Source organism: Burkholderia sp. LMU1-1-1.1, assembly GCF_040675865.1.
In the GTDB taxonomy this organism is placed as follows: Bacteria; Pseudomonadota; Gammaproteobacteria; order Burkholderiales; family Burkholderiaceae_D; genus Rugamonas.
In genome coordinates this window covers 258,622-280,508 of sequence record NZ_JBEGHG010000002.1, presented here as the reverse complement: position 1 = coordinate 280,508, position 21,887 = coordinate 258,622, and the positions used below count along the sequence as shown (strand labels likewise).

Sequence of the window (21,887 nt, the reverse complement as noted above, 5' to 3'; positions counted from 1 at the left end):
ATCGAGGCCGCGGTTTTTCGCGGCCCGCCGCTCACTCCGGAATCCGAATCCAGCGCGAGCCTTGCCGGCTGCTTTCCATGGCCGCGTCCATGAACTTCAGCCCGGCCACGCCGTCGCCGACGTCTGGCATGCCTTGCGTCAGCTCGGGCTTGGGCTGCCCGGCGTCGATGGCATGGATCTGCGCGGCGGCGTCGCGGTACAGCTGGGCGAACGCTTCCAGGTAACCCTCAGGATGGCCGGACGGCACGCGGGTGGCGGCGTCCGCCGCCGCGCTGCGCACCCGTCCGCGCGTCAGGCGCTGGGCGCAGCCGCCCTGCGGCGTGAGCCACAGTTCGTTCGGATTCTCTTGCTCGAAGCTGAGGCTGGCCTTGGTGCCGTAGACACGCAGGCGCAGGCCGTTCTCGCAGCCGGTCGCCATCTGGCTGCTCCACAGCATGCCGCGCGCGCCGTTGGCGTAGCGCAGCATGACCTGCACGTGGTCGTCGAGCCGGCGGCCGGGCGTGAACGCGTGCAGCTCGGCCAGGATCTCGTCCGGCAGCATGCCGCTGACATAGCCGGCCAGGTGATAGGCGTGGCTGCCGATATCGCCCAGGCAGCCGTTCGGACCGGCGCGCAACGGATCGTTGTGCCAGTTGTTGCGCTGGTAATCCTCGCTCTGGTTGGCCGCCTCGGCCAGCCAGTCCTGCGGGTATTCCACGTGCACTAGCCGGATCTCGCCGATCTCACCGGCCGCGACCATCTCGCGGGCGTGCCGCACCATCGGATAGCCGGCGTAGACGTGGGTCAGCGCGAAGATTTTGTTGCGCTCGCGCGCCAGCGCCGCCAGCGCCTCGCCTTCGGCCAGCGAGATCGCCAGCGGCTTGTCGCAGATGACGTGGATGCCCGCCTCCAGGAAGGCGGTCGCCATCGGCGCGTGCAGATAGTTCGGCGTGACGATGGCGACCGCGTCGATACCGTCCGGCCGGGCCGCTTCCGCGCGCGCCATCTCTTGATAGTCGGCGTAGCTGCGCCCCGAGACCAGCCGCAGGCCGGCGGCGCTGGCCGCCGCCTTTTCCGGATTGCTGGACAGGCTGGCCGCCACCAGTTCATAGCAGTCGTCCAGGCGCCCGGCGATGCGGTGCACCGCGCCGATAAAGGCGCCGTCGCCGCCGCCCACCATGCCCAGCCGAAGTCGTCGTTGCACGTTCATGTCAGTTCTCCAGTCCCATCAGCGCGCGGACCTGTTGCAGGTCCGCGCCGCTGCCGGCAAAATCGTCAAACGCCCGTCCGGCCACGCGGATGATGTGGCTGCGGATGAAGTCCGCGCCTTCGCGCGCGCCGTCCTCTGGATGCTTGAGCGCGCACTCCCACTCCAGCACCGCCCAGCCCGGATAGTCGTACTGCGCCATCTTCGAGAAGATCGCCTTGAAGTCGATCTGGCCGTCGCCCAGCGAGCGGAAGCGCCCCGCCCGCTCCTGCCATCCGAGATAACCGCCGTACACGCCTTGCCGCCCGTTGGGACGGAACTCGGCGTCCTTGACGTGGAAAGCCTTGATGCGTTCATGATAGATGTCGATGAAGGCCAGGTAGTCCAGCTGTTGCAGTACGAAGTGGCTGGGGTCGTACAGGATGTTGGCGCGCTTGTGGCCGCCGACCGCGTCGAGGAAGCGTTCGAAGGTCACGCCGTCGTGCAGGTCCTCGCCGGGATGCAGCTCGTAGCAGATGTCGACGCCGGCATCCTCGAAGGCGTCCAGGATCGGCAGCCAGCGGCGGCCCAGCTCGGCGAAGGCCTCCTCGACCAGTCCGGCCGGGCGCTGCGGCCACGGATACAGGTACGGCCAGGCCAGCGCGCCGGAGAAGCTGACATGGGCCGCCAGGCCAAGGCGCTTCGAGGCGCGCGCGGCGCGCAGCAACTGGTCGACCGCCCAGGCTTGGCGCGCCACCGGATCGCCGCGCACATGCGCCGGCGCGAAGCCGTCGAACAGCGCGTCGTAGGCCGGATGCACGGCCACCAGCTGGCCCTGCAAATGGGTGGACAGTTCCGAAATCTGCAAGCCATGCGAGGCCAGCAAAGCGACGATGTCGTCGCAATAGGCCTGGCTGTCGGCGGCCTGTTCCAGGTCGAACAGGCGCGGATCGCACGGCAGCTGGATGGCTTTGTAGCCGAGGCCCGACGCCCAGCCGGCCAGGTTCTCGAGGCTGTCGAACGGGACGTCATCGCCCATGAACTGCGCCAGGAAGATGGCCGGTCCCTTAATTGTTTTCATACTGAACTCCTGCGTAAAGTGGTAACACCGCTCACGTAGGGCGGATTAGCGCAGCGTAATCCGCCAAGCGCCGTCGGCGGCTCAAGGCGGATTACGCGCTGCGCGCTAATCCGCCCTACGAAAGCGTAAGGGGGCGAATTAATACGGCGAATCGGCGAAATAGAACTGCTTGGCGTTCTCACGCGTGATCAGTACCGATGGAATGACGGTCTTGGCCGGCAAGGCTTCGCCTTTGAGGCGGGCGGTGGCGGTCATCTTGATGGCGTCGTAGATGAACTTGGGCGAATACGAGACGTTGGCCTGGATCAGCTTGTCGCCATCGATGATTTTCTTGACGGCGCTCTTGGCGCCGGCGCCGCCGAACACTTCCTTGATGTCGGTGCGCTTGGCTTGCTCGATGGCCTTGACCACGCCGATGGCCATGTCGTCGTCGGCCGCCCAGACCGCGTCGATCTGCTTGAAGCGGGTCAGGTAATCCTGCATGACCTTGAAGGCGTCGTCGCGGTTCCAGTTGCCATATTTGGTGTCGAGCACCTTGATGCCGGGATTGGCTTTCATCACGGCGTTGAACGCGTCCACCCGCTCGTTGTCCAGGGTGCTGGGCATGCCGCGCAGCACGACAATGTTGCCCTTGCCGCCCAGCTTCTTGACCAAATATTCGGCCGGCAGCTTGCCGAAGGCGGTGTTGTCGCCCGCCACGTAGGCGTTCTGCGCCGCCGGGTTGGTCAGGCCGCGATCGACCACGGTGACATAGACCCCCTTGTTTTTCAGCTGCGTCACCGGCTGCGTCAGCGAGGCCGACTCCAGCGGGAAGATCACCAGCGCGTTGATCTTGTTCACCACCAGCATGTCCTGCAACTGGTTGGCCTGGTCCGGCGTGCTGGCGGCGGTCTTGATGATGACCTTGAGCGTGGGATTGGCCGCCTCCAGCTCCTTCTTGGCCTGGTTGGCCCACCAGACGATGCCGCCGGTGAAGCCGTGGGTCGCGGTGGGGATCGCCACGCCGAGGGTGACTTTTTCAGCGGAGATGGCCGAACCTGCCGCAACCGCCAGCAGGCAGGCGCTAACGATGCGTTTCATTGTGATCATTGTGTTCCCTATCTAAAAATAAACGGCGAATTAACGGCGGCCGCGCTGCATGTAGGCGACGGTGATGATGACCACGCCCTGCACGGCGGCGTTCAGGTGGACGCTGATGATGCTGGTCAGGTTGACGATATTGCCGATGACCGACAGCAGGATGGCGCCGATGACGGTGCCCATGATGCGTCCCGATCCGCCCTTGAGCGAAGTGCCGCCGACGACCACGGCGGCGATCGCCTCCAGCTCCCACAGGATGCCGGTGGTCGGCGTGGCCGAACCCAGGCGCGGCACGTACAGGATGGTGGCGATGGCCACGCACACGCCCAGCAGCAGGTAGGTCAGCACCTTGATCTTGTCGACGCGGATCGCGGCGTAGCTGGCGACCTGCTCGTTCGAGCCGATGGCCTGCACGTGCTGGCCGAACGCGGTGCGGTTCAAGATCACCGCGCCGCCGACGGCCACCAGCAGGAACACCAGCACCGGAATCGGCACGCCCAGCACGCTCTGGTAGTAGACCGGGCTGTAGACGTCGGAGACGGTGCTGTCCAGGGTCAGCGCGCCGCCATCGGACAGGTAGGTCAAGGTGGCGCGGAAGATGCCGAGCGTGCCCAGGGTGGCGATGAACGGCTCGATGCGGCCGCGCGTGACCAGCAGGCCGTGGGCGCCGCCCAGCACGCCGCCCATCAGCAGCGCCAGCGCGCACCCCAGCATGACGGTCGCCACGGGGCCGATAGGCTGGGCCGCGCCGGCCGCCGCGTTCATCAGCATGATCATGGCGCCCGCGATCAGCGCGGCCATCGAACCGACCGACAGGTCGATGCCGCCGGAGACGATGACGAAGGTCATGCCGACGGCGATGATGCCGATGAAGGCGGTGCGGGTGAGCACGTTCATCAGGTTTTCGACGGTGGCGAAATCCGGGTTCAGCAGGCCGCCCGCGATGCATAGCAGGATCAACGCGACGACGGGGCCGTAGCCCCGGAAACGCGACAGTCCCGGCAGCGCGAAGGGAACTTTAGTGGTGGGTGTCGGTTGCATGGGAGATCAATTCTTCTTCGGTGAGATGGTCGTGGTCCAGCATCGCTTGCAGCTTGCCGCCGTGCAGGATCGCCACGCGGTGGCACAGGCCGATCAATTCGATCAGCTCGGACGAGATGACGATGACGGCCCTGCCCTCGGCGGCCAGGCGGTGGATCAACTGGTAAATATCGCGCTTGGCGCCGACGTCGACGCCACGGGTCGGCTCGTCGAGCACGACCACGCGCGGATCGCTGTGCAGGTATTTCGCCAGCGCCAGCTTCTGCTGGTTGCCGCCGGACAGCGAGCCGGCCTTGCAATCGATGTCGCGCAGGCGGATGCCGAAATCGGCGATCGCCTTGTCCAAGGCGGCGCGGCCGCCTTTCAGGTCCAGCCACGGCTTGGCGTCGCGCTCCAGGGTCATCATCGTGAGGTTTTCGCGCAGGCCCAGGTTCACGTGCAAGCCTTTGCCCTTGCGGTCCTCGCTCAGGTAGGTCAGGCCGTGCAGCATGGCCTGGCGCGGGCTGCGGATATCGACCGGCGCGCCGGCTATCTCGATCCGCGCCGACGTGCGCGGACGCAGGCCGAGCAAGGCTTCGAAAGCCTCGGTGCGGCCGGCGCCGACCAGGCCGCCGAAGCCGAGGATTTCGCCGGCGCGCACCTCGAAGCTCAGGTCGCGCACCCAGCCGGGCACAGTCAGGCCCTCGACCTTGAGCAGCGGCCTGGCGTCCGGCGCTGGCAATTGCTTGGCCACGAACATATCCGAGACGTCGCGCCCCACCATCAAATTCGCCATCTGGTGGCGGTCGATGTCGGCGGTCACGGCGCGGGTGACGAAACGGCCGTCGCGCATCACCACCACCTCATCGGTGTTGGCTTCCATCTCGTCGAGCTTGTGCGAGATGTAGACGATGGTCACGCCCTCGGACTTGAGCCTCGCCATCAGCTCGAACAGCTTGCGCGTCTCGCCCGACGACAGGCTGGCGGTCGGCTCGTCCATGATCAGCAGGCGGGCCTTGCGGCTGAGCGCCTTGGCGATTTCCACCAACTGCTTCTCGGCGACGATCAGGTCGGCCACCTTGGTGTCCGGACTGACGTTGAGCCCCACCTGTTCCAGGCAGGCGGCGGCGCCGGCGCGCATGGCCTTGGTGTCCAGCAGCCAGCCGCTGGTTTTTTCATGGCCGAGGAAAATGTTCTGCGTGATCGTCAAATGCTCGGCCAGGTTGAATTCCTGGTGGATCAGCGCGATGCCCAGCGCCTCGGCCTGGCGCGCGTCGGCGAAGTCGCGCGCCAGGCCGTCGATCAGCAACTGGCCGCCGGTCGGCCGCTCGTAGCCGGCGAGGATCTTCATCAAGGTCGACTTGCCGGCGCCGTTCTCGCCCAGCAGGCCGTAGACGCGGCCCGGCTCGAGCGCGAAATCGACCCCGTGCAGCACGCGCACCGGGCCGAACTCCTTGACGATGTGTTGAAAATGTACTGACAAGCTCATGGAGTTCCCTGGATCATTACCGCGCCGGCAGCTGGGCCAGCACGGCTTGCAGGCCGCGCATCGACGCCGCCACTGATTCCAGCTGGCCCATGCCGTTCGGGTATTCCTCCTGCTCGACAATGATCCACTCCGTGCCGCCGACGCTGCGCACCGCCTTGGTCAGGCCGGCCCAGTCAGTCTTGTCCTGGCCGATGATGCTGGTGCCCTCGGTGCCCTTGACGAACTTGGCTTTGTAATGCGTGGTCACGGTGCGGCCCGGATAGTCGTTGACGAAGGCGATCGGGTCCTTGCCGGCGTAGGTGGTCCAGCCCACGTCCTGCTGCATGATGAAGTCCTTGGGCGTGTTCTTGGCCAGCAGGTCCCAGTTGGTCTGGCCCTTGTCGCCCAACATTTCCGCTTCGTGGTTGTGGTAGCCCAGCTTCATGCCCTGCGCACCCACCTTGACGGACAAGGCGCTCAACTCCTTGGCCAGTTCCGCCGAGCCCTCTTTGCTGGCGGCGCGGTCATCCATTGAAATGATCAGGCGGTTGCAGCCCAGCGTCTTGTAGAAGTCGGTGGTGGCCTTGAAGTTGGCGGCGTTGAGCTGGTCGACACGCATGTGGGCGCCGGCGCATTGCAGGCCCTTCTTCCTCAGGAAAGCTTTCAAGCCGGCCGGATCGGCCTTGTACTTGCCGAACTCGCCGGCGAACTCGACACCATGGAAACCCAGCTTGGCAAGCTTGTCCAGCGTGCCCTCGAAATCCTGCTTGACCTCGTCTTTGACCGACCACAGCTGAACACCCAGCAGCGGGCTGGTGGCGGCGTGGGACGACGCGGCGCCCAGGGTGAAGCACAGCGTCAGGGACAATGCCAGAACCTTGCGTTGGTATGTTTTCATTATTATTCCTTAGAGTTTGCCAAGTTTGAGTTGTTCAGCCGCGTAGGCGCAAGCCCGCACGGTCAGCGCCATGAAGGTCAGCGACGGGTTTTGCCAGGCGCTCGAGCACATGCTGGCGCCGTCGGTCACAAACAGATTCGGCACGTCGTGCGCCTGGTTGTAACCGTTGAGCATCGAGGTCTTCGGATCGCGCCCCATGCGGGCCGTTCCCATTTCGTGAATCGACAGGCCGGGCGCCCACTGCTCGGTCGTCTTGATCGATTTCTTGATGTCCTTCACGCCCAGCGATTCGAGGATGTTGGCGGCGGTGTCGGCCATGTCTTCGCGCATCTTGTCGTCGTTGGCCGAATAGGTGCAGTCGATGTGCAACTGCGGCATGCCCCATTTGTCCTTCTTGGTCGGGTGCAGGCTGACCATGTTTTCATAGCGCGGCAGCATCTCGCCCTGGCCGTACAGGCCGAAGTGCCACTGGCCCGGCTTGCGTATCATGGCCTTGTAGTCCTTGCCGAAGCCCGGTTTGCCACCCTGCTGCTGCCAGCCCTCGCGCCCGGCGCCGCCCGCCAGCGCATAGCCGCGCAGGAAGCCGGGATGCTGCTCGGCCACGTTGCGGAAGCGCGGGATGTACGGTCCGGTCGGACGGCGGCCGGAGTAATAGTCGTTCTCGTAGCCCTCGACGCGGCCCGAGGCGCCGGCGCCGAACAGATGGTCCATCAGGTAGTGGCCCAGCACGCCGGACGAGTTGCCCAGTCCGGTCGGGAACGCTTCGGAGGTCGAGTTCAGCAGGACCTGCGTGCTGCCCAGGGTCGAGGCGCACAGGAACACCACCTTGGCGTAAAACTCCCGGGTTTCCATGGTTTCGGCGTCGATCACCCGCACGCCGGTGGCGCGGTTGGTCTTGGCGTCGTACAGCACGCTGTGGACGATGGCGTTGGTGGCCACGCTCAGGCGCCCCGTCGCGGCGGCGGCCGGCAAGGTCGAACTCTGGGTCGAGAAATACGCGCCGAAGGAACAGCCGCGATGGCACATGCTGCGCGCCATGCAACTGCCGCGCCCCGCCGCCAGATGCTTTTCGTTGGGCACGGTCAGGTGGGCGCAGCGGCCCATGATCATGCGGGCCGGCGCGAAGCTAGCGTCGAACTTCTTCTTCATCGCCGCTTCGACGGTGTTGAATTCGAACGGCGGCAGGAATTCGCTGTCCGGCAAGACCGCCAGGTTTTCCCGCGCGCCGCTGATGCCGACGTGGCGCTCGACATGGGTGTACCAGGATTCCAGGTCCGCATAGCGGATCGGCCAGTCGACGCCGTGGCCGTCCTTGGCGTTGGCCTCGAAGTCGAGGTCGCTCCAGCGGTAGGACTGGCGCGCCCACATCAACGATTTGCCGCCCAGCTGGTTGCCGCGTATCCAGCTGAAGGGACGGCCCTCCGGCGTGCTGTAGGGCATGTCGCGGTCGTTGTTGAAGAAGTGCTTGGTGTGGTCGTCGAAGGCATAGCATTTGCGCTGCTCGGCGAACTGGTCCGCCGCCAGCTTTTCCTCGACCAGGCCGCGGTTGGGCAGCTTCCACTCGTCGACGCCTTCGCCGATGTAGTCGCTGCGGTGCTCGACCGGACGGCCGCGCTCGACCATGAGCGTGCGCAGGCCGCGCTCGCACATTTCCTTGGCGGCCCAGCCGCCGGTGATGCCGGAGCCGACCACGATGGCGTCGAATTGTTCGGCGCTTTGCTTGATGTAAAACGATGAAGTTTGGCTCATATGATCGCCCAGGTCCTGGTGTTTTTACGAACGGGGAAGTTGCCCTTGTAGCCTCCGGGCACCGGCAGATATGCCAGTTCGAGCGTCGAACCGGCCTCCGAGGTGTAGTAGGCGAACAGCGTGTAGGACTTCAAGGTTCGGAAAAACCGCTGGTCGTCGGCGGTAAATGGCGCCGTGCCACCATCGAGGGCGTGCAGCAGCGCGATCCGGTGCTTGGCCGGCAGCGCGCGGAAGCGTTTGCCGTCGGCGGCCAGCGCCATCGCGTCGATCCGCTCCAGGCCGGCAATAAAGCTCTGCTGCTCGGACGCGGTGGCGCACACCGTCAACATATGGTCAATGGTGCGGTGCGCGCCGACGGCCAGCGCGCCGGGCGTGTCGGTCGCGGGAATGATGTGCTCGGCCAACACGGCTGTCAACGCGAGCGCGTCGGCCGACAGCAGCCCGGGCGCGGCGGGGGCCTTGCCGGAGGCCGCCAGCGCCGCCAGGGCGTCGCCGGACAATGCCAGGCCGCACAGGCCGGCTAATTTGATGAGAGCGGATCTGCGTCCGTCGATCTCTCGTTCAGCATGCAACATGTCTCCTCCAATGCTTCTTTGGTTCAACTACTCCTTCGGACCGTTCCCGCCCGCCCGGAGGCCAGCAAGGACAGCTGATATTGTTTGGGCGTGATGCCGACCACACTACGGAAAATCTTGGTGAAATAACTCTGCCCGCCAAAGCCCGTCTCCACCGCCACGCGGGCGATGCTGTGCGCGCCCGGCAGCAAACGGCAAGCCTCGTGGATTTTCATGCGCAGGATGTACTGCTTGGGCGTCAGCGAAAAGTGCTGCTTGAACTTGCGCTCGAAGGTCGACAACGACATGCACGACAGGCTGGCCAGATGTTCGATGCCGATATCCTCGGTCAGGTGGGCTTGCAGGTATTCGATGCAGCTTTTGAACACGTGGAACGGCGCGATGGCCTCCTGCGAGCGCTGGGCGTCGCGGCTGAAGCCTTCGACGCCGACGATCTCGCCATGGCGGTCGCGCACCGGCGCCTTGGTGGTGAACAGCCAGGTCAACGCGCCGTTGTTGCCGTCGATGACTTCCAGCTTGTTTTTGACGGCGACGCCGCTTTCCATCACCTGCAGATCGTCGGCGCGGATGCGGTCGGCGATGTCGCGGCGGAAGAAATCGTGGTCGGACTTGCCGATGATGTCTTTTACGCTGGAAAGGGAATGCTGCTCTTGCAGCAGCCGGTTGCCCCAGACAAACTGCCCGGCGCGGTTCTTGGCGAAATAGTAAGTATCCTGCAGATCATCGAACAGCACGCTGGGGGTGGAGATGCCGTGGCGGTAGAAAAAGTCGGCGCAATCGGAGCCGGGAGCGGCGCCGTCACCGGCCAGGAAATTTTGGTGCTTTTCCTTTTCGGTATCGCCGGTGGCCACCACCATGCCCATCCTGATCATCCTCGTGCTCATCGCCATTTGCCATTCGCTAGTCTGGCAAGAATGGTAGCATCTGCAACATCGGGTAAGTGGTAAAAAATCGGAAAAATTTATAACGAAATCGGCAAGTCACCATGGCGATGGCCCCCATGGCGACTTGCCGGTCAATCAAGAAAAGCCGCATGGCGCAATGGCGCGGATGCGCCGGCCGATGCGACCGCCCGCGTCAGCGCCTGGCGCGGCGGCGGGCCACCATCCCGAGCATGCCCAGGCCGGCCAGCATCATGCCGTAGGTTTCCGGTTCCGGCACCACGGCCACGGCGATGTTGGCGTTCGGGGCGAAGTCGGCCAGCCGCGCCGGACCGGCGACGTTGGTATCGACCGACCACACCGACCAGGTGTAGTCCTTGAACGCCAGGCCGTTCGACGGCAGCAGCGACGCGGACACGGTGGTGAAGATTTGATTGCCCACGATTTGTTCGCTGATCGGCGTGGCGCCGATGGCGCCCGTGCCGTCGGCGCGCAGCATGACCGTGCGGTTGAACGCCACGCCCGGCAGGCCCACCGGGGCGAACGGTGTGTTGGTCGCGCCGCCGGCGTTGAGCCCGAACACATAGGCGGCGCCGCTGGCCGCGGCGACCGGTCCGGCCACGGCGGTCCGGAAGACGAACTCCCTGGTCGAAGGGTTGTAGCTGACGTCGGCCGACAGCACATCGAAAGCGGCGTCCCGGCTGCCGGTGTAGCCGGCCAGGAAATCACCGGACGGGTCGGTCACGGCATGGGCTTGGGCAGACAGGGCCAGGGCGGCCGTCATGACGGTCTTCTGCAACAGATATTTCATATATTCCATCCTTATCATGGTTGGAGACGCCACCTAGCGCGAGCCGAACGCCCGCGGTGGTGCCGTCTTGAGAAACGCGTACAACGCGTGGACATCCGTGTCGTTCATCTCGCGTAGCGATTCGAACGGCATGGCTGGATTCACCTTGCTGCCGTCCGGCCGCACACCGGTACGCAACATACGGCTGAACGACTCGGCCGTCGGGTATGTCGGCAAAACGCTACCCTCCCCCGGCGTCAGGTTGGCGGCGGCCGGCCAGTCCGGCGGTCCGCCCGGCACCTTGCCGCCGCCAAGATGGGCGCCGTGGCAGCCGATACAGGCGTTGGCGACATAGGCGCCGTGTTGCAGCGACACTGCCGCCGCCACCGGCGCCGGCGGCGGCAGGTCGTGGTCGATTTTCTGCGCTGCGTCGCGGATCAGCCCGAAGCCATACATCAACTGCACCGGCAGCGGGAAATGGACCATGGCGGCTTTACCGGGGACCGCCGGCAGCTGCTTGACGTAGAGCACCAGCGACGCCATGTCGGCATCGCTGAGCCGGTTATAGTCCTCGCTGGGCATGAACAGCACCGGCCGGCCGCTGGGCTTGACGCCGTGACGCAGCGTGCGCACCCAGTCGCTCACGGCGTACTCGCGCACCGCGCTGTTGAGGCCGCCGGTGATGTTCGGCGCGACAATCAGCAAACCGCCGGAGTCGGCCGCCACGCGTCCGGCGCCGGCGGCGCCGTGGCAGTCGACACAGCCCCGTGTGCGGTACAAATAGGCGCCGTGCTCCACGCGGCCGCGCGCCAAGTCCAGTTCTTCCACCGGCTTGGGCAGTTCCACCACGCGATCCCGCTTGTAGTTGCCTATCAGATACCCCGTGCCGACGGCGCCGGCCGCCACGGTCAGCGCTCCGCCCGCGATCCAGCACAAGGTCTTGCTCAGCTTATTCATATCAGGTACGCCCGGACCCGGCCATGATGCGGCGCCAGCCGGCCGTATCAGGCTTGCGCGTGGCCGCGTCCGCCGATTTCTCGACGGCCTCCTTGCGTGCCTTCTCCCCGTCCGCCGGCGTGCAAGCCTTCGACGCCGGCTCGGTTTTTTCACCGCGCTCCACTGCGGCGGTGATCGCGGCCACATTGGTGGCCGCCGGATCCTTGCACGCTGCCCCCTGCTCGCCGGCCACCGCCAGCGTGGCGCACAGCGAGAGCGCCACTGCCGCCGCGCACGCGCGAACGGATGGGCGGTCGCTTTTTCTTGCCACGTCTGCTACTGCTGAAACTGTCACACGCATCTTAAAATCCCTCAATAAAATTAAAAAAGTCAGCCGATCTCGCCCTGGCGCACCAGATGCCGGACCGCGTACTGCCCGTGATCCGCGATGCCCTTGACCAGTGCGATGGTTTCGATCACCCGCGCCACCATGTTGTCGTCCGCCGTGACGTCGATCCGTATTTGCGGCACATGATCGACAAGAAATTGCGCACCGCGATAAAGTTGCGCCCGTCCCGCGTTGCGCCCGAGCACTTGCACCTCGGTGTAATCGATATCATCGATACCAAGGGCGCTGAGCGCGGCGTGGGCCGCGTCCCAGTCCGTGGGCTTGATGGTTGCGGTAATGACTTTCATGCGGTTCTCCGTTAAATGGCTGGGCACGACCCGTGGGCCAGGGCGGCTCGATCCGGGGCACAGGAATACTTACGGCATCGCGGTGGAGTCGGACGCAGCGGACATGCGCTTTTTTTTTAAGCGGGGCCACGCGGCGGCGCCAGCATGGCAATCAACGGGGATGAAGGGGGCGACACGCGGAGGGTGGCGCCGGCGACGCCGCGGCGCGCGGTGGCGGGGACCGCCACTTTAATGAAGGAAAATACAGGGATGGCCGAAACCGCCGGGCCGCCGGCGCGGCATAACGCGGCGGCCGCACGGGGAGCCGGCCGGCGTCAGGCCGGCGCGACGATGGCGGGCTTGCCGGCGTCGGCCGCAGCGGGCCGCGGCGTCCACGAAATCGTTTGGCTCGGGAACGACAGAGCGATGCCCGCCGCCTCGAGCCGTTCGTAAATCGTCAGCAGCAGCTCTTCGCGGATGACGACCTGGACGTCGAATTCGGGCACGTCGATGTACGAGAACACCTCGATGTTGAAAGAACGGTCGGTGATGTTGCCCAGGCGGGCGCGGGCGCCTTCGGCCATCTTTTCATGGCTGGCCAGCACATCCTGGACGATGCCGATCGCCTCGCGCAGCTTGGCCGACGGTGTGCCGTAGGCGATCGCGATCACCGGATTGAACAGAAAGCGGTCGCGCTCGGCGAAATTCTCGATCTGGCGCGCCGACAAGTCGCCGTTGGGCACCGTCACCACGGTGCGTTCGCCGGTGCGGATGCGCGACGAGCGGATGCCGACGTCCTCCACCGTGCCGACCACGTCGCCGACCCTGACGAAGTCGCCCACCTGCAGCGGACGGTCGGCGATGATGGTGACGCTGCCGACCAGGTTCTCGACGGTCTTCTGGGCGCCCAGCGCCAGCGCGATACCGCCGATACCGAGCGCCGCGATCCCGGTGGTGACATCGATGCCGAACGTGCCGAGGATGCCGATGCCGGCGAACGCGAGCAGCAGGAACTTGACCGTGCGCCGCACCAGGATGATGACGGAGACGATCTGGCGGCGCTCCTGGCGCTGCATGCGGGCGACGGCGAGGTCGGCGATGCCGTCGACCAGCCGCAGGCCGAACCACACCACCGCGATGGCGGTGATGACGCCGGTGTAGCGCAACAAATTCTGGCGCGCGACGATGGACACGGGCAGCGCGTCGGCCCAGTTGTAGAAGACGCCGACGGCGATCAGCAGGCTCAGTGGCGGCAGCGCCGCCTCGGCGAAGCGGTAGCCGCTGCTGGCGACCGGATCGGTGACGAGCCGGCGGATGACGGTCACGCAAACGACGGAAACGATCCACAGGCCGCCGAACACCACCACGCCCAGCCCGAGCAGCACGCCCCAGTCCTTGAGCGGCGCGCCGGCGACATACCATTCGTTTTTCGGCGGCGTCTGCGCCACCGGTGCCAGCTTGATCGCCGTCGACATCAGCGCCAGCGTCTCTTTCGAAATGCGCCACACCTGCCGGTCGCCGTCCTGTCCGCGCGTGAGCAGAATGGGCACTTCCTTGCCCTGCAACGTGACTTCCCCGATATTTTCCTCATCGGCCGGCAGATCGTCGTCCAGCCTGCCCGTGTCGACGTTCGACAAGGCGGCGAACGGCTTGAGCGAACCGCTGTCGTCGAGCAGTGCGTGGAAGGCGCGCGCCTGGCTGGCCGCGTTGCGCTGCTGGCGGTTGCTGGTCGGCGCGGGCAGATCGAAGAACTGGGCGGCGCGGTCGTAATCGAGTTCGGCCAACGCGCCGATCAGCCCGGCGACCATGGAACGTGGGGTCTCGCGGCCGAGGGTGTCGGCGGGAACGGCGGGCGCCTCGGCGGCGGGCTTGGCGGGCGGTATCGCAACGGCCACGGGCGCGGCCACCGCGAGCAAAAACCAGATCAGGAAGGTGGGAATAAAACGCATGTTAAGAACGACTCCTATGCCTGTTACATGTGGTTCGCAACAACCTGGACATGTCGGCTGGCAATGATAGAAGTCTTTCGGCCGGCGCGCTGTTCGCTACCGCACAAAGTCTAATCCTCTATCACCGCCCGGCCGCTGCCCCTGAGCGCCGCCAGATGATCGAGCATTTCCTGCACTGTCTCCGGCGGGTGGCCGGCCCAGTCCTTGACTTCGCCAACGATCTTCAAGGGTTGGCGCGTGCGGTAGGATCGCGTCGGGTTGCCAGGGAAACGCTTGTTCGTCAGATTGGGATCGTCTTCGAAGACGCCGGTCGGCTCCACGATGTAGATATATCCCGGTCCCGCCGCGCCGGCAAGCGCCGTGGCCAACTCGGCTCCCCACACCGCCGCCTCCAGGCCGGCGGTGAAATAGACGTTGTTGGAGACACGGCCCTCCTCGAAATTGGATTGGAAGCCGGGAACCAGCAAGTCGCCTATCTCAAGCCGGTTTTTGGTTCCATGGTAAAACGGGCCCTCGACCTTGCCGCAGCTCTCATGGTCGACCGGTGTCCATTCTTGCGAACTCATACGTTGCCCCCCCCTCAAGTACCCCTAGGAACTGCAATAACTCATGCCGAATGGCGCCGATGTCAAACAACGTCGTCTCGGAAGTTGGATCAACCAAGATATCCAGGTCGCTTGCTTTCGTATCGCAGTTTCTTGCCGGTTGCTCAGCTTACGGTCATCAACCGTAATGATGCCCGCATGCTACAGCCGCCGCCTGGAGACGATGAAGCGTTCCAGCTCGGCGGCCGCATGGTCGATATGCCGCTTCAACAGGCTGGCCGCCGCCCTCACCTCGCCGACTTTGCACAAGCGCACCAGTTCGGCGTGCTCTTCCTCGGCGCGCCGGCAGCTCTCGGCGCTCAATGACAATTGCAGGCGCGTGTAGCGGTCGGTCTGCTGCAGCAGGCCGGTGACGATGGCCAGGGTGCGCGGCTGTTCGGCGCGCGACATCAGCAAGTCGTGCAACCGCGTGTTCAGTTCGCCCCAGCGGGTCGAGTGTTGTGTGTGCAATTCCTGCTTGTACTCGGCCAGGATGGCGTCGATTTCCGCGAAGTCGGCAGCGGTGAGCTTGGGCGCGGACTTTTTCAGCAATAGCGGTTCGAGCAAGCCGCGCAACATGAACAGCTCGCTGATCTCGGCGATCGACAGCTCGGACACCACCGCGCCCTTGTGCGGCACGATCCTGACCAGGCCCTCGCCTTCGAGCTGCACCAGCGCCTCGCGCACCGGAATCCGGCTGATGCCGAATTCGGCCGCCAGCGCGTCCTGGCGCAGCTGGAACCCTTCCGGCAGGTCGCCAGCCATGATCTTGCGGCGCAACGCGTCCGCCGCCTGCTCGGCGACGGTGGTCACCGCGAAGCGCGGGGCTGCTGCCTTGTCGGCGGTAACGGTGGAGCTCATGGCGGGGCTTTCTGTCGGATGTCCGGGCAGGCGCCCGGACTTTGCAGGCGGCAGTATAAATTATATTGCCGCCTCGCCGGAATATATCCGGCACTCCGTCGGAGACCTTAGGCCGCGACCTCTTTCGACCAGCCGGCGTACCAGGTGCGGAACAGGCCGTACTGGATCTCGGCATAGCGGCGCTGGCTGTCGCTCAGCACATCGGTCTCGTTGAAGTGCAAGGTATATTCCTTGTCGCCGTTGAGGACCATCAGGTACTTGTAGAACAGCACCAGGTCGGTGCCCTCGTCGAACGACGACAGCACGGCCAGCGCCGATTCCAGTTCGCGCGCCTGGCGGCGGGCGGTGACATCGCCCTCGGCGGCCTTGCGGCACAGCGCGACCAGTTGCAGCACTTCACGCGGCAGCGCGTTGCCGATGCCGGTGATCGCGCCGGTGGCGCCGCAGTTGACGAAGCCGTGGAACACCTGGGTGTCGACGCCGGCCATCAGCGTGACGTTCTCGTCCTGGCTGGTGATGTGCTCGGCCGCGTAGCGCAGATCGACCGCGCCGCCGAACTCCTTGAAGCCGATCAGGTTCGGATGCTTGGCGCGCAGTTCGAAGAACAGGTCGGCGCGCGTGGCGAAGCCGTAGTACGGGCTGTTGTAGATCACGCTCGGCAGCTTCGGCGCGGCCGACAGGACGGCCTCGAAGTGCGCCTTCTGCGCGGCCGGCGAGGCGCCGCGCGACAACACGCGTGGAATGACCATCAAGCCGCTCGCGCCCACCTTGGCGGCGTGCGCGGCGTGCGACACCGCTTCCTTCGAATTGACCGCGCCGGTGCCGACGATGGTCGGTACGCCGGCGGCGACCAGGCGCGCCACGCCTTCCTGGCGCTGCGCCTCGGTCAGCAGCGGCCAGTCGCCCATCGAGCCGCAATACACCACCGCGCTCATGCCGAGGTCGACCAACTCGCGGCCTTTCTTCACCAGCGCGTCGAAGTCGGGGGTGCGCTCCGGGGTGCATGGGGTCATCAGGGCCGGAATGGTGCCGGTGAAGATATTGTCGCTCATGGTGCTTCCTTCATAAAGTTGTTAGGTGATTTGAAAAAGGCGATGCATTACCTCCGTCATCACCCACACGCCGATGATAATACTTTTGGATATTTTATACAATCTGAAAAATAAAAATAACGACTCCACAGCACAAGTCATTGATTGCAATGGAAATTTCTTAAAATCCAGATTGCCGCGTTAGCGGTCCCACGGCGGAATTCCCGCGAACTCCTCCGCCAGGAAGTCGATCATCACGCGTACCTTGGCGCTCAGATGGCGCCGGCTCGGATAGACCGCCAGCACGTCGATGTCGGGCAAATGATAATCCGGCAGCACGCGCACCAGGCGTCCCGCCCGCAGGTCGGCCCCGATCAAAAACGTCGGCTGCCAGATGACGCCGCCGCCGGCGACGGCCACGGCCCGGGCCGTATCGCCATTATTGGTATGCATCGCACAGCTGACCTTGACCACGTCGGTCTGTCCCAGCTGATTGCTGAAGTGCCACTCGTCGGCGGTGGCCGCGTAGCGGTAGCCGATGCAGCGGTGGGCGGCGAGGTCTTGCGGCGCCTGCGGCACGCCGTGTTTTTCAAGATAGGCCGGCGCGGCGCAGCAGATATTCTGCGAAGTGGCGAGCTTGCGCGCGGCGTGCGATGCCGAGCCGGAGCGCGAGATGCGAATCGCCATGTCGTAGCCCTCCTCGACGATATCGACCACCCGGTCGCTCAGCGCCACCTCCAGCTCGACGCCGGGGTGCAGGTCCATGAACCTGGCCCACAGCGGCGCCAGCTGCAACACGCCAAAACTGAGCGGCGCGTTCAGCCGCAGCAGGCCGCGCGGCGTCATCGACGTCGACGACGCGATCGCCTCGACCTCGGCCATGTCCTCGACGATGGTCTTGGCCCGCTCGTAGAGCGCGTCGCCGCTCTCGGTGAGCGACATCTTGCGCGAACTGCGGTTCAGTAAACGGGTGCCGAGGTGGCTTTCCAGATCGGCGATGATGCGCGTGACATTGGCCGGCGACGTGTCGAGCGCGTCGGCCGCCCGCGCGAAACCGTTCTTGCGCACCACCTCGACGAACACTTCCATCGCCCGCAACCTGTCCATGCCGCCCCCATTATTCAGAAAACCTGAATATAGCACCCCGGACGCGTGCCGCGACATCGCGGCAGCACGGGGTTGCCGGGATTACTTATCGAGCGTATAGAAATGCAGGACCGTGGTCTGCGCATAGTCGCGGCCCGGGTCCAAGCGCGTGGTCGGGAACGCCGACTGGTTCGGACTGTCGGGATAGCCCTGCGCCTCGAAGCTGATCGACTGGTACTTGGTCAGCTTCTGACCGCCCTTGCCGGTCACCTCGCCCTTGAGGAAGTTGCCGGTGTAGACCTGCATGCCCGGCTCGGTGGTGGAGATCTTCAGGCCCCGACCGGACTGCCGGTCCTCGATCTTGACGGCCGGCTTCGGTTCAGCCGTCTTGCCGCCGCGCAGAATGTAGTTGTGGTCGATGCCGCCGTTGGCCAGCGCCAGCTGCGGGTGCTGCATGCGCACGCGCTCGGTCACGACGCCCGGCGTGCGGAAGTCGAACGGCGTGCCGGCCACCGGCAGCGGCTGGCCGGTCGGAATCAGCGTCTGGTTGACCGGCAGGATGGCGTCCGATTCGATGGTCACCTCGGCGTCCGTAGCCAGGCGCGTGGCCGGGATGCCCGACAGGTTGAGCATGCTGTGCCAGGTCAGGTTGACCACCGTCGGCTTGTCGGTTTTGGCGCCGTAGCGGATGGTCAGGTCGTTCTTGTTATTGAGCTCGTACGTCACGTCGGCCACCACGGTGCCGGGGAAGCCCTGGTCGCCATCGGGCGAGGTCAGCGTGAACGTCACCGAGGCCTTGTCGGCCGTCTGCTCGACACTCTTGACCACCCAGTTGCGCTTGTCCCAGCCGATCGCGCCGCCGTGCAGCGTGTTGGGCGCCTCGTTGACCGACAGCGCGAACTTCTTGCCGTCGATCGCGAACGTGCCGTTGGCGATGCGGTTGGCGTAGCGGCCCACCGTCACGTTGGTGAAGCCCGGGGTCGTCTCGTAGCCGGCCAGGGTGTCGTAGCCGACCGCGACGTCGGCGGCGTTGCCCTGTTTGTCAGGGAAGCGCAGGCTCTGCACGGTCGCGCCGTAGGAGATCAGCGTGGCCGACAACCCGCCGGCGTTTTTCAGGACGATGGCTTCGACCTTGGCGCCATTGGACAGCGTGCCGAAGGGCATGCGCGACAACGATACGCCGGCCGGAGCAGCAGGGTCGGAGCCGTCGCGGGATGGCATCTGGCCGCAGGCGCTGAGGCCGACCAGGGTGCTGAGCAGGAAAATCTTGGCGGGTCTGGTGGAAATAGTCATGTGTAGGTGATGTGTCCGTTAAAAAAGTAGGCGGCCGGCGGATGCCGGCCATGCCTATGATAATTGCTGAGCCGGCCATCAGGCGCCCGGGAGGCCGGCATCCGCATAAAAAAAGTCCCGGACTTAGCGCGCGAGGCTGGAAATCTCCCCGTCGGTCAACGCCGAACCGTAGATGCGCAGATCGTCCATCGACCCTTTGTACGGCGCGTCCCACCAGTTCACACCCAGCGCGAACACGCCGGTGGTGGTGGTGAACACGTTGGGGAAGTTCGCGCCGCTGTAGCGCTTGGCGCCGTTGACGTAGATGTTGACGGCGCCGTTCTTGACGCTGAACGCCACGTGCGACCACTGTCCGACCGGGATGTTCATGCCCAGGCCGGCATCGTACCAGGCGGTTCCCGACCACAGCATGGTCGCGCCGCCGACGCCGTCATGGCCCTTCGGCAGAAAACTGATCCACGAATCGCCGTTGCGGGCGCCGAAGAAGGTGGTGGTGAACGCGGTCAGCTGGGCCGGCTTGAGCCACATGGCCACCGTGTAGGTGTTGCTGGAGATCAGGCCGTTGGGCAGGCGCACGCCGCTCGCGCCGTTGAAGACGGCGGCGCTGCCCTTCATGCCCGGCTCGTAGCCCAGGCTGCCGCCGCCGACATCGATTTTCGCGCCGATGACCGCCCCGGCGCCGAACGCGCCGGTCGCATCGCCCAGGTTGCCGTCGAACGTGTAGTGGGCGATCATGCCGCCCAGCTTGCGGACGGTGACGACGAACGACTTGACCACCCTCGCCTGCCCCTTGGTGATGGTGGCCGTCAAGGTGACGGTCACATCGCTCGCCGGGCTGGTGACCTGCCCCGTGTTGCTCAACACTTGCGGATTCGATGACGTCCACGTGATGACGGCGTCGCGCGCGCCGCTGGTCGGCAAGGTCATGTCGCCGGTGACCGCGTTGGTGTTGCCGAGCGTGAGTTGGTCGGCGATGGCGTTCACCGCCTGCATGTCGCTGCGCGGCGCCAGCCGGCTGCCCATGACGGAGACGCCGTCGCGCGAGGTCGCCGAGAACGTCATCACGTAGCTTTGCGAGGTTTCATCCCACTGCTTGAGGAATACCCCTTTGAATGGCGGCGAGCCGGGCAGATTGATCTCGGCCTGGTTGGCGCCCACCAGCGCCCAGGAACCGGAGACGGCGCCGCTGATCGAGCCGTTCGCATTGAGCGTGATGAAGCGGGACTTTTTGACGGTGGCGGAGATATCCTTGCCGTGGTTGACGAACATATAGTCGCCGAACACGAATCCCCGCTGGACGGCCTCCAGGGTTTCATTGGTGTTGCGGTACGGCGCGACCACCGGCCAGCCATCGGCGTTCATGAACATCTGGTGCACGCGCACTTGATGCTGTTCGCCACGCTCGGGGAAGCGGGTATGGAAAATCAGGAAGTGCTTGCCGGTGGCCGCATCGTAGTAAGCCGAATTGTGGCCCGCCGAGACATAGCCGGTACCGATGCCGGTACCCGGCTCGCCCAGCTTGCGCTCGAACAGGAAGTTACCCATGATTTTCACACCATACGGCGCGATCGAGGCGTCGTCGAACAGGGGTTTGGACGGATCGGCCTTGACGTTGGCCATATCCACGCCCTGGGCGTCGTAGTAAGGGCCGTCCGGGGAAGTGGCGCGGGCCACGCGCATGTTGTAGCCGCCGGCCGCGTCCAGGCCGCCGAACGAGGTGAACATATAGTAGTACTGGGTGACGGGGCTGAACATCACATAGGCGCCTTCGATCCGGCTGTGATTGCCGCCCATCAAGCGCTTGCCGTATCCCTGTCCCGGCAGCGGCATGCCGTTGACCGGGTTCATCTGCATGATGAAGATACCGCCCGAATAGGAGCCGTAAATCATCCACAGCCTGCCGCCGTTATCGAAAAACACGTTCGGATCGACGGTGTTCGGATGCTTGAGGGCGTCGTAAACGGTGCCGTCATAGCTGGCCTGGCCCCACATGCCGGACTTCAGGATGATGCCCTTGTTCACGTAAGGGCCTTCGATCTTATCGGCGACCGCGATACCGAGCGCCGAGCGCGGGGAATCACCCTTGCAGGCGTTGTAGTACATATAGAACTTGCCATCGGCGAGGCGGATCACGTCCGGCGCCCACAGCGTGTTCGTTTGCGCCCAGCTGAATGTCTCCGCCAGTTCCGTGTAGACATTGCTGGAACCGTTCAGGAATAACTTATTGGTGGCGCTGACGGAGTCGGTGATCGGGGTCCACCGCATCAAATCCTTGCTCTTGGCCGACGCCAGGTGGGAGCCGAAGACGTAATAGGTGCCGTCCGTTTTGATCACGGAAGGATCGTGGACGGAGGCGTTGAGGAAGGTCACCGGCGCGGTTGGCGCCTGCGCGGCGGCGTGGGTGGACAGCATGGATGAGGCCAATACTGCGGCGGCCCCCCACAGCGAGAAGGATTTGGTCACGTTTGTCTCCATTGTATTTTTATCGTTTTACCCGCCAGGAACACGGACGCCTTCCTTGCCGCCGGAAGCGCTCCGTAAACCCATGATCGGCTTTGCACGATATAGCGCAGGAACCGCCGTGTCCAATGACCTTTTACGCCGCCGCGATAGCCAAACAAGCATCGGGGACGGCTATCGCCCCCTGGAGATGTTGCCGCGTTGAAACGTGCGCTCGCACGACATGCTCAAATTTGTGACAGAATAGTAATGTTGCATAAATAGTTTTCCCCGCCCCCGCCATAACGCCACCACATCAATACGTC

At 64.8% G+C, this 21,887-nt stretch carries 20 protein-coding genes; all 20 read right to left on the bottom strand.

Annotated elements, in window-relative coordinates:
* Nucleotides 1–31: 31 nt before the first annotated feature.
* Nucleotides 32–1,189: a Gfo/Idh/MocA family protein gene (locus MRBLMU1_RS03630; RefSeq protein ID WP_363497151.1), complete on the bottom strand. Its 1,158-nt coding sequence runs from the start codon at nucleotides 1,187–1,189 to the stop codon at nucleotides 32–34.
* A 1-nt stretch (nucleotide 1,190) separates the two neighbouring features.
* A complete protein-coding gene (locus MRBLMU1_RS03625; RefSeq protein ID WP_363497148.1) occupies nucleotides 1,191–2,246 on the bottom strand; it encodes a sugar phosphate isomerase/epimerase family protein in 1,056 nt (351 codons plus the stop codon).
* Between the two features lie 138 nt (nucleotides 2,247–2,384).
* Nucleotides 2,385–3,335: a substrate-binding domain-containing protein gene (locus MRBLMU1_RS03620; RefSeq protein ID WP_315213265.1), complete on the bottom strand. Its 951-nt coding sequence runs from the start codon at nucleotides 3,333–3,335 to the stop codon at nucleotides 2,385–2,387.
* A gap of 30 nt (nucleotides 3,336–3,365) precedes the next feature.
* Nucleotides 3,366–4,367, bottom strand: a complete 1,002-nt coding sequence (locus tag MRBLMU1_RS03615; RefSeq protein ID WP_363497145.1) for an ABC transporter permease — start codon at nucleotides 4,365–4,367, stop codon at nucleotides 3,366–3,368.
* The gene (locus tag MRBLMU1_RS03610; protein ID WP_363497143.1) at nucleotides 4,345–5,835 is read right to left on the bottom strand and encodes a sugar ABC transporter ATP-binding protein; all 1,491 of its coding nucleotides are present in this window, start codon (nucleotides 5,833–5,835) and stop codon (nucleotides 4,345–4,347) included. The genes MRBLMU1_RS03615 and MRBLMU1_RS03610 overlap by 23 nt, the downstream gene beginning before the upstream one ends.
* A gap of 16 nt (nucleotides 5,836–5,851) precedes the next feature.
* Nucleotides 5,852–6,712: a sugar phosphate isomerase/epimerase family protein gene (locus tag MRBLMU1_RS03605; protein WP_363497141.1), complete on the bottom strand. Its 861-nt coding sequence runs from the start codon at nucleotides 6,710–6,712 to the stop codon at nucleotides 5,852–5,854.
* Nucleotides 6,713–6,721: 9 nt separating this feature from the next.
* The gene (locus tag MRBLMU1_RS03600) at nucleotides 6,722–8,461 is read right to left on the bottom strand and encodes a GMC family oxidoreductase (protein ID WP_363497138.1); all 1,740 of its coding nucleotides are present in this window, start codon (nucleotides 8,459–8,461) and stop codon (nucleotides 6,722–6,724) included.
* Nucleotides 8,458–9,036 carry a gluconate 2-dehydrogenase subunit 3 family protein gene (locus MRBLMU1_RS03595; protein ID WP_363497135.1) on the bottom strand — a complete coding sequence of 193 codons (579 nt, stop codon included), beginning with the start codon at nucleotides 9,034–9,036 and terminating at the stop codon, nucleotides 8,458–8,460. The genes MRBLMU1_RS03600 and MRBLMU1_RS03595 overlap by 4 nt, the downstream gene beginning before the upstream one ends.
* Before the next feature lie 23 nt (nucleotides 9,037–9,059).
* Nucleotides 9,060–9,920, bottom strand: a complete 861-nt coding sequence (locus MRBLMU1_RS03590; RefSeq protein WP_363497132.1) for an AraC family transcriptional regulator — start codon at nucleotides 9,918–9,920, stop codon at nucleotides 9,060–9,062.
* 193 nt (nucleotides 9,921–10,113) lie between these two features.
* Nucleotides 10,114–10,728 (bottom strand): PEP-CTERM sorting domain-containing protein, encoded by a 615-nt coding sequence (locus MRBLMU1_RS03585; protein ID WP_363497129.1) that lies wholly within the window; start codon nucleotides 10,726–10,728, stop codon nucleotides 10,114–10,116.
* A gap of 33 nt (nucleotides 10,729–10,761) precedes the next feature.
* Nucleotides 10,762–11,664, bottom strand: coding sequence for a c-type cytochrome (locus MRBLMU1_RS03580; protein WP_363497126.1), 903 nt, complete (start codon nucleotides 11,662–11,664; stop codon nucleotides 10,762–10,764).
* A gap of 1 nt (nucleotide 11,665) precedes the next feature.
* Nucleotides 11,666–11,998 carry a hypothetical protein gene (locus MRBLMU1_RS03575; protein ID WP_363497123.1) on the bottom strand — a complete coding sequence of 111 codons (333 nt, stop codon included), beginning with the start codon at nucleotides 11,996–11,998 and terminating at the stop codon, nucleotides 11,666–11,668.
* Between the two features lie 35 nt (nucleotides 11,999–12,033).
* Entirely contained in the window at nucleotides 12,034–12,339 is a 306-nt protein-coding gene (locus MRBLMU1_RS03570; RefSeq protein ID WP_363497121.1) for a P-II family nitrogen regulator, read from the bottom strand.
* 314 nt (nucleotides 12,340–12,653) lie between these two features.
* Entirely contained in the window at nucleotides 12,654–14,267 is a 1,614-nt protein-coding gene (locus tag MRBLMU1_RS03565) for a mechanosensitive ion channel family protein (RefSeq protein ID WP_363497118.1), read from the bottom strand.
* A 110-nt stretch (nucleotides 14,268–14,377) separates the two neighbouring features.
* Complete coding sequence (gene arr / locus MRBLMU1_RS03560; RefSeq protein WP_363497116.1) at nucleotides 14,378–14,833, bottom strand: NAD(+)--rifampin ADP-ribosyltransferase; 456 nt, start codon at nucleotides 14,831–14,833, stop codon at nucleotides 14,378–14,380.
* Between the two features lie 180 nt (nucleotides 14,834–15,013).
* Nucleotides 15,014–15,712: a GntR family transcriptional regulator gene (locus tag MRBLMU1_RS03550; protein ID WP_363497113.1), complete on the bottom strand. Its 699-nt coding sequence runs from the start codon at nucleotides 15,710–15,712 to the stop codon at nucleotides 15,014–15,016.
* 107 nt (nucleotides 15,713–15,819) lie between these two features.
* Nucleotides 15,820–16,764 (bottom strand): dihydrodipicolinate synthase family protein, encoded by a 945-nt coding sequence (locus tag MRBLMU1_RS03545; RefSeq protein WP_363497110.1) that lies wholly within the window; start codon nucleotides 16,762–16,764, stop codon nucleotides 15,820–15,822.
* Nucleotides 16,765–16,944: 180 nt separating this feature from the next.
* Nucleotides 16,945–17,850: a LysR family transcriptional regulator gene (locus MRBLMU1_RS03540; RefSeq protein ID WP_363497107.1), complete on the bottom strand. Its 906-nt coding sequence runs from the start codon at nucleotides 17,848–17,850 to the stop codon at nucleotides 16,945–16,947.
* 81 nt (nucleotides 17,851–17,931) lie between these two features.
* Nucleotides 17,932–19,122 (bottom strand): aldose epimerase family protein, encoded by a 1,191-nt coding sequence (locus MRBLMU1_RS03535; protein WP_363497104.1) that lies wholly within the window; start codon nucleotides 19,120–19,122, stop codon nucleotides 17,932–17,934.
* A 123-nt stretch (nucleotides 19,123–19,245) separates the two neighbouring features.
* On the bottom strand, nucleotides 19,246–21,585 hold the full coding sequence (locus tag MRBLMU1_RS03530; RefSeq protein ID WP_363497101.1) for a family 43 glycosylhydrolase: 2,340 nt from the start codon (nucleotides 21,583–21,585) through the stop codon (nucleotides 19,246–19,248).
* Nucleotides 21,586–21,887: the final 302 nt, after the last annotated feature.